The organism is Desulfovibrio sp., assembly GCF_019422935.1.
Taxonomy (GTDB): Bacteria; Desulfobacterota; Desulfovibrionia; order Desulfovibrionales; family Desulfovibrionaceae; genus Desulfovibrio.
Genome location: NZ_JAHZCJ010000005.1, coordinates 192,792 through 207,828, shown reverse-complemented (window position 1 = coordinate 207,828; position 15,037 = coordinate 192,792). Strand labels below are relative to the sequence as shown.

Genomic DNA, 15,037 nt, shown 5'->3' with positions numbered 1-15,037 from the left:
TCACTACTGGAATTTGTGGACAGTTCCTTAATGGCGATATACAATTTCCAAGGTTGTTAAGCTTCTGTTTCCCAAACCGGAGGAAGACATGGCTAAGATTCCCGCCGCCAAACCTGCGCAGAACAAACCCAAGGGCGCCGCGCCCGAGGCAGTTCAGAAAAAACTGGTGCTTGATGGCGCCGAAATTGTGCAGATTGGTCCCGAAGCGGAGTTGCTTGTTGGTGGTAAGAACTACAACACTGCCCTGATCAGTCAGATCCAGGGCATTCAGGCGCCCCATTTTCGCGCCATCTCATCCATTGCCTTTCATCATCTGCTTGATGAAACAAAGGTTAATGGGCGTGTGGTACGCAGTGTGGTGGACCGTGAATACGGGCGCATTGACTGGAACGACCCCGAAATCAACCAGGATCCGGACTTCTTGCAGAAGTTCGTGCGCCAGCTCGGCAAGCAGATCCATCAGGCCGCGCTGGCGGAAGGCGAGCAGACCAATACCAAGCTGCGCACCTTCATCAATAATATAGTCGAAGGTTTTGCCACCTCCCCCGAGGGCATCGACCAGTTGCGCAAGCGCTCGGTCATGGTGCAGGCGGCCATTTTGTCTGTTGAAGTGCCGCATGACGTTGCGGAAGCCGTGCGCGGCGCATACCGCGACATCTGCCGCGAAAACGAAGACGACATGACCCCCGTGGCCGTGCGTTCTTCCGCAGCGGGTGAAGACTCGCGCAAGAAGGCCTTTGCCGGTCTGCAGGATACCTACCTGAACATGGTGGGTGAAGACAGAGTGGTGGAAGCCTACCATTGGGACTGCTCCTCAGCCTACAATCTGCGCTCCATGACCTACCGCCGCGAGGCCATCCTTGACGCTCTGGCCAAGGCCGAAGAAACCGGCGACGAGAGCATTGCTGAAAACGCCAAGCTTGAGTGGGCCATTGAGCACACCTCGCTTTCTGTCTGCATGATGCAGATGATCAATCCCGTGATTTCCGGTACGGCCTTTTCTGCCGATACCGCCACGGGCTGTCGCGGCACAGACCGCCGCGAACTGGTCAGCATCGATGCCAGCTACGGCCTCGGCGAGGCCGTGGTGGGCGGCAAGGTGACGCCAGACAAGCTTTATGTTTTCCAGCGCGACGACGGCGGCGAAGTAGTTATCCGCCAGATGGGCTGCAAGGACATGAAGATCGTCTATGACGAACGTGGCGGCACCCGCGAAGTGGAAGTGTCCGAGCTTGAGGCTCTGCGCTGGGCGCTCTCGCTCAGCCAGGCCGAACGCGTTGCCCAGGGCGTGCGCGCCGTCAGCAAGGCGTACGGCGGCATCATCATGGACACGGAATTCTGCATTGACGCCAACGACAAGCTCTGGTTCGTCCAGGCGCGGCCCGAAACCCGCTGGAACGACGATCTTGAGCTGCACCCCCATACCATCTTCATGCGCCGCCGCGAGGTGGACGCCAAAGCAGCCGCCGAAGCCGAAGTGCTGGTGGAAGGCAACGGCGCTTCACGCGGTGCTGGTCAGGGCACGGTGCGCTTTTTGCGCTCCGCCCTTGAACTGAACAAGATCGCCAAGGGCGATGTGCTTGCGGCCGAACGCACCGACCCGGACATGGTGCCGGGCATGCGTGTGGCCTCGGCCATCATGGCCGATGTGGGCGGCGACACGAGCCACGCGGCCATTACCTCGCGCGAGCTTGGCATTGCCGCTGTTATCGGCATTCAGCGCCTCGACATCCTGCGTGCGCTCGACGGCGCGGAAGTGACCGTTGACGGCACACGCGGCAAGGTCTACCGCGGCCTTTTGCCCCTGCACCTTGTGGGCGGCGAAATGGATCTTTCCAAGTTGCCCCTTACCAAGACCAAGGTCGGCCTTGTGCTGGCCGATGTGGGTCAGGCGTTGTTTCTCTCCCGTCTGCGCAACTTCCCCCAGTTTGAGGTGGGCCTGCTGCGCGCGGAATTCATGCTTGGCAACATCAGCATACATCCGCAGGCACTGGAAGCCTTTGACAGCGGCGAGCTTGAAAATGTGGTGCACAGCAAGCTGAAAGAGCTTGAAAACCGCCTTTCCAAGGTGCTGCGCGAGCAGATGGGCGCTGGCCTCATTGTGTTCAACTTCAACCTGCGCGAATACGTGGGCGAAGTGACCGGCCTTGCGGCAGAGGTTGAAGCATTTGCCGAAGCGAGCAAGAGCCTGAATGCGGAAGAAGTGCTGATGCAGCACCGCAAGATGCGTGAACTGGATCACAAGGTTGACCAGCACATGGAAATGGCCTCGCGCCGCATTGAAGTGCTCAAGACCTCCAATGATCTGGCCGATCATGTGCGCATCATCATGGGTTACGATGACGCTCTGGCCCTGCTGAATCCGGCTGACCCCGAATCCGCAAAGCGCGTTGCCGAAATTGAAGCCACTGTTGAAGAACATGTGCGCCGCATCAAGGATCTGCCCGCAGTCACCAAGTTGATGGACAACATCAACCATCTACGTGAAGAAGTGAGCCTGCGTTCCGGCCTGAAAAAGGAAATGGACGACCTGCGCAACCTGACGGACAAAATTCGCGGCATCATCAAGGCCCGCGGTTTCCGTACCGGCAAGGAGCACTACGTTCAGACCCTGGCCCAGAACCTGGCCCTCTTTGCCATGGCCTTCTACGGCAAGCCCATCACGTACCGCACAACCGACTTCAAGAGCAACGAATACCGCAATCTGCTTGGCGGCAGCCTCTTTGAACATACGGAAGACAACCCCATGCTTGGCTATCGCGGCGTTTCGCGCAATATCCATGACTGGGAAGTTGAAGCCTTCAAGCTGGCCCGCGGCGTATACGGCGGCTCCAACCTGCGCATGATGCTGCCCTTTGTGCGTACCCTGGAAGAAGCCCGCTCCATGCGCAGCTACCTTGAGCAGGTTCACAAGCTCAAGAGCGGTCAGGACGGCCTGAAGATCATCCTCATGTCCGAGCTGCCTTCCAACGCCATTCTGGCCAAGCAGTTCATCACCGAGTTCGACGGTTTCTCCATCGGCTCCAACGACATGACCCAGATGGTGCTGGCGACAGACCGCGACAATTCGCGCCTGTCCCATATCTATGACGAGGAAGATCCGGCGGTTGTCTGGGCTATCCTTGTCAGCATCTTCACCGGCCAGAAGTACGCCAAAAAGGTGGGCTTCTGCGGTCAGGGCGTGTCCAACAGTATCATCCTGCGCGGCCTGGTTGCCATCGCGGGCATCACCTCAGCCTCTGTGGTGCCGGATACCTACTACCAGACCGTGTTCGACATCGCCTCTGTGGAAGGGGAAAACCATTCTGCCGCTGACCTCGGCAAATGGCTTGCCGCGCAACACCACAAGCGCCTTGCCGACCTGATGGAAAAGACCGGTTACGGTCACATCCTCAAGAAGTACAAGGAACCGCAGGATATTCAGGAATGGTACGAGGGCGAGTTGCAGCGTCGGCACGAACAGTTCCGCGATCACCTCGACACGCCCAAGGAAGCCTTCTACCGGGCCGAGTTGCAGAGCTTCCGCTCCACCTTCCACAAGCCTGTGATCTACGCCACTTGGAACTGGGACGAAACGGTTGAGGATGCCCTGCATCACTCCGGCTTCCAGAACTTCGAGGAGCAGGCCAAGGCTCTGGAATACTCCCGCACGGTCAACGACTAGCGCAAGCCAGTCACTGCAAACTGATACACAAGGCCCGGATCTCAGGATTCGGGCCTTTTCGTACACGGCGGTCTAGCTGCGAAAAAATTTTCTGTTTGCAGGAGGCTCGTATGCGCATGTGGATGTTGCCCCCTGGGGGCATGTGCCGCAAACATTTGCTGGGCGAACATGTGGAGCTGCACATGCTCCTTGGCAGCCTGCGGCGCGGCAAAAATATAGAGGGTTTTCTTTCCGGCGGACTGGTTGACCCCCAGCTTATCTTTGCCCGGCATGAAGAACTTGTGGCAGAGATGCACCGGCGTGGATTCAACCACACATCACCCATTGACGGGTGTGAATGTGCTTCTTTAGCTACCCGTTATACTGGCCGCTCCGCTATAAACATTGCCGACAATGCTGCTGAATTGCAGCGCAGGTGCCCAGACTGCGCCCACTTGATGCAAGCGGAGAGCGCCACTGCGCAATCAGACACTAATTAAAACTGATGCCCATGCGGCAAATAGTTCGCGCTGCATCAATACACTGTTTTGCTGTTGCGCACCAAAAAGCCGGGCCTGGAAATCCAGACCCGGCTTTGCGTTTTCAGGCAGGGCAGAGCGTTAGCTCTTGATGCTAAAATTGAGCTTGCTCTGCATGTTCTGCACGCTCTTGCTCAGGGTGCTCATGGCGTCGTCAAATTCCTTTTGCAGGCTGTCCATGAGTTCATGCACCGAGATAATCTTGTTCACGCGGGCCACGTTGGCACCGCAAAAGGCAAAGCCGCGTTCAAGATTGCCCTTCATGGCGTTGATGAGCGCCTGGGCGATGCAGTAGGGCGTTTTTTCCTGTTCGCAGGTGTGTACGCAGTGGAACACGCACTTGAAAGGCTTTTTCTTGCCCTCGCGCGAGGCTGTGATGAATTCATTGCCAAGAGCGCGGCCAGGCATGCCCACCGGGCTTTTGATAATGGTGATGTCTTCATCGCGCGCAGAAAGATAGCTCTGCTTGAAGCGGTCATCGGCATCGCATTCGTGGGTAGCCACAAAGCGGGTGCCCATCTGCACGCCGGAAGCGCCAAGCTCGAGGAACTTCATGATGTCCGCACCGGAGTACACCCCGCCAGCGGCAATAACAGGCACGGCGCGGCCGCACTTGTCTTCCATAGCCTTGGCGGCATCCACCACCTGAGGCACCAGGACTTCAAGCGAGTGACCGGGATCCTGCAACTCTTCAGCCTTGAAACCGAGGTGGCCGCCAGCCTTGGGGCCTTCAACCACAAAGGCGTCAGGCGTGTAACCAAAGCGAGAGGCCCATTTTTTGGCAATTACCGTGGCCGCTCTGGCTGAAGAAACAATGGGAACAAGCTTGGTTTTGAATTCTTCCTTCTTTTCCTCGCACACCTGCAACAGGTGATGCGGCATGTCGAGAGGAAGGCCAGCACCGGAGAAGATGATGTCCACCTTGTTTTCAACGGCGGTGCGCACCATCTGGCTGAACGTGGTAAGCGCCACCATCAGGTTGACGCCAATAATACCGTTGCTGAGTTCGCGTGCTTTCAATATTTCATTGCGCAGGGCGCGCAGATTGGCTGTAAGAGGATCCTTGGCCACATCGGGTTCTTTCATGCCGATCATGGCCCCGGCGATAACGCCGATACCCCCCTGATTGGCAACAGCCGACGCAAGCCCGGCAAGCGAAATGCCCACGCCCATGCCACCCTGAACTACAGGGATTTTAGCCGTGAGATCACCTATCTTGAGTGCGGGAAAAGACATTGCAAGACCTCCGTCCTGTCCGTAAGCAGCATGCCACTTTGCATCGTTTCGATTTCAAACGACATACCTATGTTTGCCGGGAAGCATAGCTGGTAATTTCACAAGACGCAACAATCATCTTTAATATATGTATTCCGGCCCGTTATCCTGCACACAATGAAGCATAGGGGCACCAATCGCAATGCCGATCCGGGCGCGCCGTAAACGACGGCGCATGGCGCATGTGCAGCAATACAAGAGAAAGCGCCGCGTGGCAGTACACAATGGCATCCGCCAGGTCTTCATCCACCAGCCCTCCAAAAAGAGGATACTCCCGGCCAGCATTGCGCAGCTCAACCAGAGCGGCATCGCCAACCGGGCCAAGGCCGCTGCCCACAGCCATGCTCACATAGCAGGGCAGTTGCAGGCTGGGCAACCGGGGCCGCAACTCTTCAAACAGGGCATCCATATCTTCAAGCATCTGGGCGTCCGGCTCATATTGGCCGCCCGCCTGGGTCTGGCGCAGGGCTGCAAAAAGGCTTTCGATACGCCTGAAATAAAGAATGTCACCCCACAGGCTTCCATCATGTAATTTAAGGCTGCCGGTCTTGTAGTCAAGGATGTGCAGCAGGTCATCGCGCCGATCAATGCGATCCATTATGCCCGTAAATGAATATTCGCCGCCTGCCAGCGACAGCGTGGCCTTGAGTTCTTCCTCCAGCGCCACAACGATTGTGCTGTCGGGCTGGTTATCCAGAAATCGTTGCAAGCGCACAGGGGCGGCTTCTTCCAGCATGAGGCAGCTGTCCGGCGGCAAAATGCGGCGCAGGTCGGCCTTTTCAAGCTCCTCATGAAACCGCGCCAGCATGGTTTCGCGGCTGATATCGCCCCGTCGCACCTCTTTATTGAGATACGGTTCATACAGTGCATGCAGCGTATCGTGAATGCAGGTGCCCACTGCTGCGGGGTCGTCCCCTTCGTTGACTTCCTGCGGCGGTTGCAGCTTGCAGAGGTATTGCCAGGCAAAGCGCAGTGGGCACTGCTGGTAAACATCCAGCCTTGTGGGCGAAAGCGGTTTTTGCAGCAGGGCCAGCATGGCCTCGTGCATGGCCTCTGTGCGGGGCAGGCTTTTAGGCGCGGCAGGGGTGCTGCGCACCACGCAACGGGCTATGGCAAGCGGCCCCTGACCGGGCACAAGCAGCTCGCCACGGCGTTGTTCTTCTTCCCACAGCAGTTGCTCAACAAAGCGGCTGCGGCTTTTTTTGCCGTCAAAGAGCGCAGAGCGGCTAATGCCCTCCTGCCAGAAAAAGCGCACCTCCTGCGCTCCGGCGCAGAGCCGGTACAACGTGTGGGCTGTCGCCCGTTCGCGCCTGCGGGCATCGGGCAGGCCAAGCACCTGCCGCAATGAATCGGGCAGCAGAGGATCCTGCGCAGGGTTGCCGGGCAGTTTGTCGTCCGTGGCATCCACAATAAGCACCCTGTCAAAGTGCAGCAGGCGCGTTTCAAGCATGCCGAGCACCTGCAAGCCCGTGAGCGGCTCCGCCTCAAAAGGTACGCGCTCCTGCTGCAGCACTTCGCGCACTATGCCGTGCAACACGCTGGTGGGAAAGGGCGTCTGCGCAAGACAATTTTGCCGCAACACAGGGGCCGCATGGCGGGCAAGCCGGTACATGGCCTCCGCATCCAGCGGAAAATGCCGCCACATGTCGCCGCCGTTGCGCAGCAAAAAGTCGCAAATGTTTTGCAGGCACAGGGCCATGCCCTCGGTGGTTTCGACCTGCCCCGGCTGGCGCACCAGCACGTTGAGCGTACTTTCAAAAAGCTCAAAAAGCGCAGGATGCATGCCTGGGGCGCACTCCCGTGCAACCGCGTCCATATCCACAAACCGCGCCCCGCCGCGAATCATGCCCTCAATGCGGCGCAAGACCTCGCGCAAATAAAGGGGCGTTGCGCTGCCGTCATCCACGCGCAGCAAATTCAGATAGGGGTGCCGCAGGCATTGGAGCAGGTTGCGCCAATAGTAACGGCCATCTTCCGTTCTGTTTTCCTGCAATTGCAGCAGGGCCTCAAGCAGGCGGTTAAGGGGCGAGCGCTCCAGCGGGTAGCCCATGGACACGTTGACGTCCTTGTTGGGCAGATGGTGCAGCACGGGCATGAGCAGGGCGCTGTCTGTAAGCACGACCGCTGTAGAAAGCCCGTCAGGCGCGGCTAAATCATTGCTGCCGCTGTTGCTTCCGCTCGGCGCCGCCAGTTCTTCATGCAATGCTTTAAGCTGTGAATGGCAATCGTACCCGGCAAAAAAGGAGATGCGGGGCTTGTGCGCGGCCTCGGCGTCCGTGGGCTCCACGGCAAGGCGAGCCGTAGCCTTCCAGCGGCGTAGCCAAGCGGCCTGCGCGTCACATGCCCAGTGAGGTGCGGCACTCAGAGCCAGCGCCGGATCTGCATGCAGGCATATCTGCCCGCCCGCCTGCCACAGCCTGTGCAGCAGGGCTTCCTCACTGCCGGTGAGCAATGAAAATCCGGCCATCACAACGGGTCGGTCATCTGCGGGCGTAAAAAAGCGGGGCAGGGCAAGGCCGTCTTCGCTGACGGTAAAGGCGTCCAATCCCGGCGTCGTCCAGCGGCGGGCCTCCAGCGCGGCCACATAGGCCTTGCCGATGCGCCCCAGAGCGCCCAGCAGGGCAGCCGCAGGGCCGGAAACCTCCTGCTCCACATGACTGAGATCCACAGCAGCCACACGCTGTCCCAGCATTTCTTCCAGCAGGTTTGAAAGCCGCAATCCCCAGGGCAGAAAATGCGCCATGTCCATGCGGGCGAAACGTACGGCAAGGCCCTCGTCATCCAGCGCGAGACCCATTACGCACTCGTGCAGCAGGGCGACCCTGTCCAGCACGTTGGCCGTGTGCAAAGGATCTGCGCTGGTTTGCGAGCGCCAGGCCGAGATAACATCCGCCAGGGTCATGACCTTGGGCAGCAAGCCCTGATAGCCTTCTTCCGCATAGAGCTTGGTGAGGTAACGCCATGGCCGGTTGTGGGGCACGATCAGCAGGGTTGCACCTGCCCGCCCCTTGCCGATGCTGGTCAGAAAGGCTTTGAGGTCGGGCAGAAAGGGCCGCTGCCAGGGAAAAACAAGTATCGGCGATGCGCTCATGCCTGAGCCTCCGTGGCGGGCAAAAGATCGCTGCAACGTTCGGCAAGGGCCGAAACGCCGTGCGCTTCCACAAGCTGAAACCGCCGTAAATCAAGGTACACCAGCAGGCCGCGCGCACTGCCGGGGGCGCAGTCGTTCCCTGCTTCCAGGCAGGCAAGGTAGGTCTGTAGCTGCGCCACATGGTCGGCTTCGGGCTGACCGCTTTTATAATCGAGCACCAGCGGCCCCCAGGGCTCATGCACCAGCAAATCCATGCGCAGCAATCGCCCCTCGGCGTCCATGAGCGAATGCTCGGGCCAGCCCGTTTGCAGCCAGCGCGCCGCCTCCGGCTGCGAGGCAAACCATTGCAACGCCGCAGCGGCATTTTCCCGCAACGCGGCCTCGTCCGGCACAGGCAGCGAAAAATGACCAAGGCCGAAGTTCAGCGCCGCCTGCGCGTCTGCCTGTGGATTGCCCGTTATGTGCAGATGCTCAAGGCACAAATGCAGAAAGCTGCCCCTGTCTTCAGCGCGGAAGCTGAATCCTTCCAGCGGATTACGAAAAATCTTGAGGCGCGGCAGCCACTGCATGGGCCGCCATGCGGGGTCGGCAAAACCAGCGGAATCCGCAGCATCCGGAGCCATTGCGCCGCTTGGGGCGATATCTACAGGAGAACTGGCAGCGACTTCCTCGCCTTCCGGGCTTTCCGCAATCTCCGGCTTGCTGCCCCAGGGTGCGGCAGATGCCCTTGTCGCAGTTGCGGCCGGAGCAGCATCGTGCGCGGCTGGCTCCTCGCCCACGGTGTAAGGTGCGGTGAACCCGGCCTCTTCCATGAGCATGTCCAGCACATCACTGGTAGAACCGCGCCCGCCCACAGTGCTGGTACGCAACACATAGAGGGCATCGCGCGCACGGGTAAAGGCCACGTAGAGCAGATGGACGTTCTCCCGGCATTGGCGGGCAAGCTCCTGATGATAGGGCGCTCCCAGATGCTTTCTGTTGCCCACGGCAAGGCGCAGACCATCACGCTCGACCATCACGGTTTCATTGCCCATGCGGGCGCGCAGGTCTGTCCAGGGCACAATGACCACCGGGGCTTCCAGACCCTTGGATTTGTGGATGGTCATGACGCGCACGGCATCCATGTTTTCGGGCATGGGCACCTTTTCTTCGCCGCTTTTGGCGCGCCAGTGCTCCAGAAATGTAGGCAGGGTGGCAAGGCCCTTTTCTTCCGCGCTGTGCAGCACTTCCATGAAGCGCCGCAAAAAGGTCTCCGCCTCGGGGTAGCGCCGCTCCACATCCAGCCGGGCAAACCATTCAAGCGTCATGTCATAGGGCGTCATAAGGCCGGACTGACTGTTGAACGGGGCAAGCAACCGCTGCCAGACTTCGGGCCAGCGCCTTTTGAACCGCTGGAACAGCGGCCCGCCTTTGGATGCGGCGCACCAGCCTGCAATGTCCTCGTGCGCAAGGGGCGCAGTTTCGGGATGCTCCCGAAAGATGCTGCCACACACAAGGCTCATAAAGGCAATGTCGTCCTCAGGATTATCAAGAAAGGAGAGTAGGGCCACGGCCTGCACCACCAGCGGATGCGCGGCAAGCCGCAGGCTGTTTTCTGTAATCACGGGGATATTTTCGCGAATCAGCCTGTCTGCCACAAGGGTGGCCTTGCCGTTGCTGCGCACAAGGATGAGCACATCGGCCCAGGGATGGTGCGGCTCGATATCCTCATGCAGCAGGGTGCAGAGGCGTTCAAGCACATCTTCGCCCAGGGCCTCGGCATCCACGGAAAGGATGGTTTCCACGCGCACAAGGCCGCCCTCGCGGGCGTTCTCGGGGCATTGCTGCTCAGTGCCCGCAAAAGCGCGCACAAGGCCCTGAGCGGCCTGCCCGCAGATTTCCGGCGGGGTGCCCGATGGCAAAAGTGCGGCCATGACCTTTGCGGCCATGTCCGGCTGCGCCAGAGGGCCGAAAATGCCGTTGTTGTGCTGCACGATTTCGCGGCGGCTGCGCCAGTTGTAGGGCAGATTGTCGCGTTGCCCGTCAGGCGCAAGGGCTGTGAGGCCCGCATCGTCAAACACGCCGTCAAAAAGTTCCGGCTCGCCCCCACGCCAGCCGTAAATGGACTGCTTGACGTCGCCCACCCAGGTGAGGGAGCCGCCGCGAGAGAGCGCTTCTTCCACAAGGGGGCGCAGGGCGTACCACTGCTCATTGCTGGTGTCCTGAAATTCATCCACCAGAAAATGCGTGAGGCGCGAGCCCATGCGGCACAGGGCCTCGGGCACGCCGTTGTCGCTTTCAAGCACCTGCCGCGCCATGTGCGGAATCAGCAGGCCCGGCAGGCTGCCTTCCTGCCGCTGGTTTTGCACAAAGGCCTGCACAAGGGTACGGGCCAGCAAGAGCACGGGGGCAAGCCCCACAGCCTGACGCAGTAGGGGAGCTGTTTCCACCAGAACCCCGGCGGCGCGGGCAAATGCCTCGTAGGCTTTTTGCACCTCGTCGTTGACCACGGGCTTTTTCAAAAACAGGTCAGACGCGCTGGCCTTGCTCAGATATGCTGAAGTTTTGCACTGCCCGGCGGCAATGGCTTCCACAGCTGCGAGGGCGTTTTTGCTGAAATTGAGCCCGCTTGCAGCCGCAGCAGACAGAAAGATATTGGCATGGGTTACGGCCATGCTTTCCACTTCGCTCAGCCGCTTGTGCAGGGTTTCCGTGGGCGAAATATCTTCAAAGCGCCCCAGCAGCACATCATCCAGCAGGCCGCGCAACTGGTTGAGCAGCTTTTCGCCCGCAAGAAAGCCTGTGCTGTTCTCCCGCCAGGCCATGGCCCGATAAACCTCGCGCAGCAGGGAGCGCATGGTTTCATCGCCCTGCCATGCGCGTTCAAGCAGTACATCAAGGTAGGGTGTGAGCACTTCTTCGGTGGCAAAGACGGGCTGAAAATCCGGGTGCAGATCAAGTTCCAGCGCTGCCGCGCGCACAATGAGGTGCAGCAGGCTGTCGATGGTGCGGATGTTCAGCGCGCCCATATCGCGCATGATCACATCCACCCAGCGGGAGGCCTGCTCGGGTGATAGCGCAAGCCCGCCCATGGGCTGCCCAAGGGCCGCGCTCTTGAGCTGCCGGATAACGCGGTCGCGCATTTCGGTAGCAGCAGCGTTGGTAAAGGTAATGGCGAGTATGTCGCCCCAGCCGCAGCGCCCCCCAGGCAAAAGGACGCAAGCCGAGGAAGCGGACGCGCTTGCGGGCGGCCCGCTCTGCACCAGCCTTTGCAGAAAACAATGCGTCAATTCATAGGTCTTGCCGGAACCGGCAGAGGCCTTGACCTGTCTGAGATGCTTCATGCTGCCGGTTACGCCGGGGGCAGCATGCCCTTCAGCATGCCCTGACCAGTGGACTCAAGCACAGCCCGCCACAGGTCTGAATAGATGTTAAGCTTGCGGCGCTTGCGGGTCACAAGCTCCAGCGGCAGATGCACGTAACGATCCTGAATTTTGCCCACCACCATGTCTGTGCGCCCGGCCATGGCGGCATGCACGGCATACTGGCCCAAAAATCCGCAATAGACCTTGTCGTTGGCATTGGCCGGGATGGAGCGGATGATGTAGCTCGGGTCAATGTATTTCAGCGAATGCTCAATGCCGCGCGCGCCCAGATAGGAGCTGATATTCTTGCGCAGCAGGTCAGACACATCGCCAAGCACGGGGTTGCCCGACACATCCTTGGCGGCATGATTTTCCATGAGGTGCTGGCCAGCGCCCTCGGCTGCCACAATCACGGCATGCCCGCGTGAGCGCAGGCGTTCTTCCAGCGCGGGCAACAGCCCGCCCTCGCCCTCAAGGGCAAAGGGAGCTTCCGGAATCAGCACAAAGTTCACTTCTTTCAGGGCCAGTGCCGCACGCGCGGCGATAAAGCCCGATTCGCGCCCCATCAGCTTGACCAGGCCAATGCCGTTGGGCACGCCGCAGGCCTCGGTATGGGCGCATTCAATGGCCTCCGTGGCCTTGAAGGCGGCAGTCTCAAAGCCGAACGACTGGGGAATGAAATTGATGTCGTTATCAATGGTCTTGGGGATGCCGATGACGGATATCTTGAGCCCGCGCGCCTGCACCTCGCTGCTGATGGCAAGGGCGGCCTTCATGGTGCCATCGCCGCCGATGACAAAGAGGGCGTTGACGTTGCTGCGTTCAAGGGTATCCACAATTTCCTCGGCAGACTGCGGCCCGCGCGAGGAGCCAAGCATGGTGCCGCCAAAACGATGAATATCGGCCACGCTTGAAGGCGTAAGCTCAAAGGGAGCATGCCCGTACTTGGGAATAAAACCCTCAAGCCCATAGGCGATGCCCAGGATGGAGGGCACGTTGTAGGCGTGGAAGGCCTCCATCACAATGGCGCGGATGACATCGTTGATGCCGGGGCAAAGCCCGCCGCAGGTCACGATGGCGCACTTGGCGCGGGTGGTGTCGAAATAGAGCTTTTTGCGCGGGCCAGCGGCTTCAAGGCATACGCTGAAGGGCGTATTCACTTCTTCCGACAGTTCTTCATCCACAACAATCTGCACGGTCTTGTTGTCTGCCCATGTGCGGTAGGGCAGCACAGAATCAAGCTTGCAAGGGCCAAGCGTACGGATTTCCGTTTCGAGCGAACATTCTTGCATGGTGCAGCCTCGGCTGTTTTGGAGCTATTTGCTTAAACCAAGTTCCGCCGCATTGGCGCGCATGGCTTCGATGGACAGAGCCAGAAAAGCATCAAGCTCAAGCCCGGCCTCGGCGCACTGGCGGATGTTGTCGCGGCACACGCTGGCCGCAAAGGCTTTATCCTTCATCTTTTTCTTTATGCTTTTAACTTCCATGCCTTCCATGCCCGTGGGGCGCATGAGCGCAGCGGCAGAGATAAGCCCGGTGATGGTCTCGCCGCAGCGCAGGGCGTAATCAAAGCGCGAGGCGGGGCCAGCCGCGCCGTTCATTTCCGCATTATGAGCGCGAATGGCCGTAAGGGCCTCATCCGGCAACTGGCCAGCAAGCATCTCTGCGGTATCCAGACCATGCCGGGCGGCGTTTTCCGCCGTGGCGGGGTAGTCGAGGTCGTGCAAAAGGCCCGTGAGGCCCCAAAGGTCTTCATTTTCGCCAAAATGTTGGGCAAGGGCGCGCATTATGGCCTCGGAGGCCAGCGCATGTTGCAAGAGGGAAGGCGGTGTTTTTTGCTCGGCCAGCAGAGCGAGGGCCGATTGACGATCTATCATGGCAAGTACTCCCTTATGTTTAAAAATGTAAATCAGGCAACCCGGCTTTGCAAGCCGCGCGAGGTGAACGGCCGATGCGCAGCCGTGGCCCGACCCGCAGCCCAGTTGACAGCACGGCATTAATGACGGAAAAGAACCTTTTCGGAATACATATTCCACTACCTTTGCCGAAGCGACAATTTATGCCTATATACGGTCTCCGTTTCAGAACGCTTGGACAAACAAGCTACTATACCGGCCCCTCCGGCTTCAAACGGGGGGATCATGTACTTATTGAGGCAGAGCAGGGCCAGACCCTCGCCGAAATAGTATCCGGCCCCGCAGAGCATTTGCCCGGACAGATGGAGCAGGAACTGCCCTCCATTCTGCGCCATGCCGGTTCAGAAGACATCCACCGTGGCGAAGCCAACGAGCAGATGGCGCGTGAAGCGCAGCAGTTCTGCCGCCAGTGCATCCGCGACCGCAACCTTGATATGAAGCTTGTGGATGTGGAGGTTTTTTTTGACCGCAGCAAGCTCATCTTTTACTTCACCGCGCCTTCCCGCATTGATTTTCGCGATCTGGTCAAAGACCTTGTGCGCGAATACCGCGCGCGTATCGAGCTGCGCCAGATTGGCGTGCGCCACGAAACACAGATGGTGGGCGCTGTGGGCAACTGCGGCATGGTCTGCTGCTGCCGCAGGTATCTGCGCAAATTCGCGCCCGTGACCATCCGCATGGCAAAAGAGCAGAATCTCTTTCTGAATCCTGCCAAAATTTCGGGCATTTGCGGCCGTTTGCTCTGCTGCCTTTCTTACGAGCAGGACAACTACGACCATTTCCACCGCATGTGCCCGCGCCTTGGTAAGAAATACCAGACGGACAAAGGCCCCATGAAGGTTCTGCGGGCCAATATGTTCCGCAATTCCCTTTCTGTGTTGACGGAAAACAATGAAGAAGTCGAACTGAGCCTGGACGACTGGCAGGCGCTTTCACCCCACAGACCGGAAGCCCCTCAAGGCGTGCAGCAAAAACAGCCGCCCAAAGGCCCCATGAACGACAACGGCCTGCTTGTGGTTTCCGCCACCCCGGATACTCTTGACTCTCTTGATTTTATGGATGAATTCCGTCAGGACGAGCGCGATACCCCGGCCGAGGAATCTGCCCTCGCCGAATCCGGCGAGCGCGCCCCCGGTGGGGAGGCTCAGGCCGAACCGGGCAAGAATCGCCGCAAACGCCGTCGCAACAAATCGCAACGGCCCGACCACGACTAGCAATTAAGCTTACGG

At 59.4% G+C, this 15,037-nt stretch carries 8 protein-coding genes; 3 read left to right on the top strand and 5 right to left on the bottom strand.

Annotated elements, in window-relative coordinates; genetic code table 11:
- The first annotated feature begins 88 nt into the window (after positions 1 to 88).
- Both QZ383_RS08670 and QZ383_RS08665 read left to right on the top strand, forming a co-directional pair.
- Complete coding sequence (locus QZ383_RS08670; RefSeq protein WP_291444695.1) at positions 89 to 3,664, top strand: PEP/pyruvate-binding domain-containing protein; 3,576 nt, start codon at positions 89 to 91, stop codon at positions 3,662 to 3,664.
- Positions 3,665 to 3,774: 110 nt separating this feature from the next.
- Positions 3,775 to 4,143 carry a pyrimidine dimer DNA glycosylase/endonuclease V gene (locus QZ383_RS08665; protein WP_291444693.1) on the top strand — a complete coding sequence of 123 codons (369 nt, stop codon included), beginning with the start codon at positions 3,775 to 3,777 and terminating at the stop codon, positions 4,141 to 4,143.
- 120 nt (positions 4,144 to 4,263) lie between these two features.
- Here the strand turns inward: QZ383_RS08665 and QZ383_RS08660 are convergent, their stop codons facing one another.
- The 5 genes from QZ383_RS08660 to QZ383_RS08640 form a co-directional block, all read right to left on the bottom strand.
- Positions 4,264 to 5,418, bottom strand: a complete 1,155-nt coding sequence (locus QZ383_RS08660) for a nitronate monooxygenase family protein (protein ID WP_291444691.1) — start codon at positions 5,416 to 5,418, stop codon at positions 4,264 to 4,266.
- Between the two features lie 142 nt (positions 5,419 to 5,560).
- Positions 5,561 to 8,548 (bottom strand): PD-(D/E)XK nuclease family protein, encoded by a 2,988-nt coding sequence (locus tag QZ383_RS08655; RefSeq protein ID WP_291444690.1) that lies wholly within the window; start codon positions 8,546 to 8,548, stop codon positions 5,561 to 5,563.
- The gene (locus QZ383_RS08650; protein ID WP_291444689.1) at positions 8,545 to 11,871 is read right to left on the bottom strand and encodes a UvrD-helicase domain-containing protein; all 3,327 of its coding nucleotides are present in this window, start codon (positions 11,869 to 11,871) and stop codon (positions 8,545 to 8,547) included. Before QZ383_RS08650 ends, QZ383_RS08655 begins: the two co-directional genes overlap by 4 nt.
- 8 nt (positions 11,872 to 11,879) lie before the next feature.
- Entirely contained in the window at positions 11,880 to 13,184 is a 1,305-nt protein-coding gene (locus tag QZ383_RS08645; RefSeq protein WP_291444687.1) for an ATP-dependent 6-phosphofructokinase, read from the bottom strand.
- Positions 13,185 to 13,208: 24 nt separating this feature from the next.
- Positions 13,209 to 13,769, bottom strand: coding sequence for an HD domain-containing protein (locus tag QZ383_RS08640; RefSeq protein WP_291444685.1), 561 nt, complete (start codon positions 13,767 to 13,769; stop codon positions 13,209 to 13,211).
- A gap of 182 nt (positions 13,770 to 13,951) precedes the next feature.
- Between QZ383_RS08640 and ricT the strand changes: the two genes are divergently transcribed.
- Positions 13,952 to 15,022, top strand: a complete 1,071-nt coding sequence (gene ricT / locus QZ383_RS08635; RefSeq protein WP_291444683.1) for a regulatory iron-sulfur-containing complex subunit RicT — start codon at positions 13,952 to 13,954, stop codon at positions 15,020 to 15,022.
- Positions 15,023 to 15,037 lie beyond the last annotated feature (15 nt).

What these genes read in the sequence shown, in the direction of transcription:
- QZ383_RS08670 (WP_291444695.1), top strand. Translation starts at nt 89, where the DNA reads ATGGCTAAGATTCCCGCCGCCAAACCTGCGCAGAACAAACCCAAGGGC.
- QZ383_RS08640 (WP_291444685.1), bottom strand. Translation starts at nt 13,769, where the DNA reads ATGATAGATCGTCAATCGGCCCTCGCTCTGCTGGCCGAGCAAAAAACA.
- QZ383_RS08665 (WP_291444693.1), top strand. Translation starts at nt 3,775, where the DNA reads ATGCGCATGTGGATGTTGCCCCCTGGGGGCATGTGCCGCAAACATTTG.
- ricT (WP_291444683.1), top strand. Translation starts at nt 13,952, where the DNA reads ATGCCTATATACGGTCTCCGTTTCAGAACGCTTGGACAAACAAGCTAC.
- QZ383_RS08650 (WP_291444689.1), bottom strand. Translation starts at nt 11,871, where the DNA reads ATGAAGCATCTCAGACAGGTCAAGGCCTCTGCCGGTTCCGGCAAGACC.
- QZ383_RS08660 (WP_291444691.1), bottom strand. Translation starts at nt 5,418, where the DNA reads ATGTCTTTTCCCGCACTCAAGATAGGTGATCTCACGGCTAAAATCCCT.
- QZ383_RS08655 (WP_291444690.1), bottom strand. Translation starts at nt 8,548, where the DNA reads ATGAGCGCATCGCCGATACTTGTTTTTCCCTGGCAGCGGCCCTTTCTG.
- QZ383_RS08645 (WP_291444687.1), bottom strand. Translation starts at nt 13,184, where the DNA reads ATGCAAGAATGTTCGCTCGAAACGGAAATCCGTACGCTTGGCCCTTGC.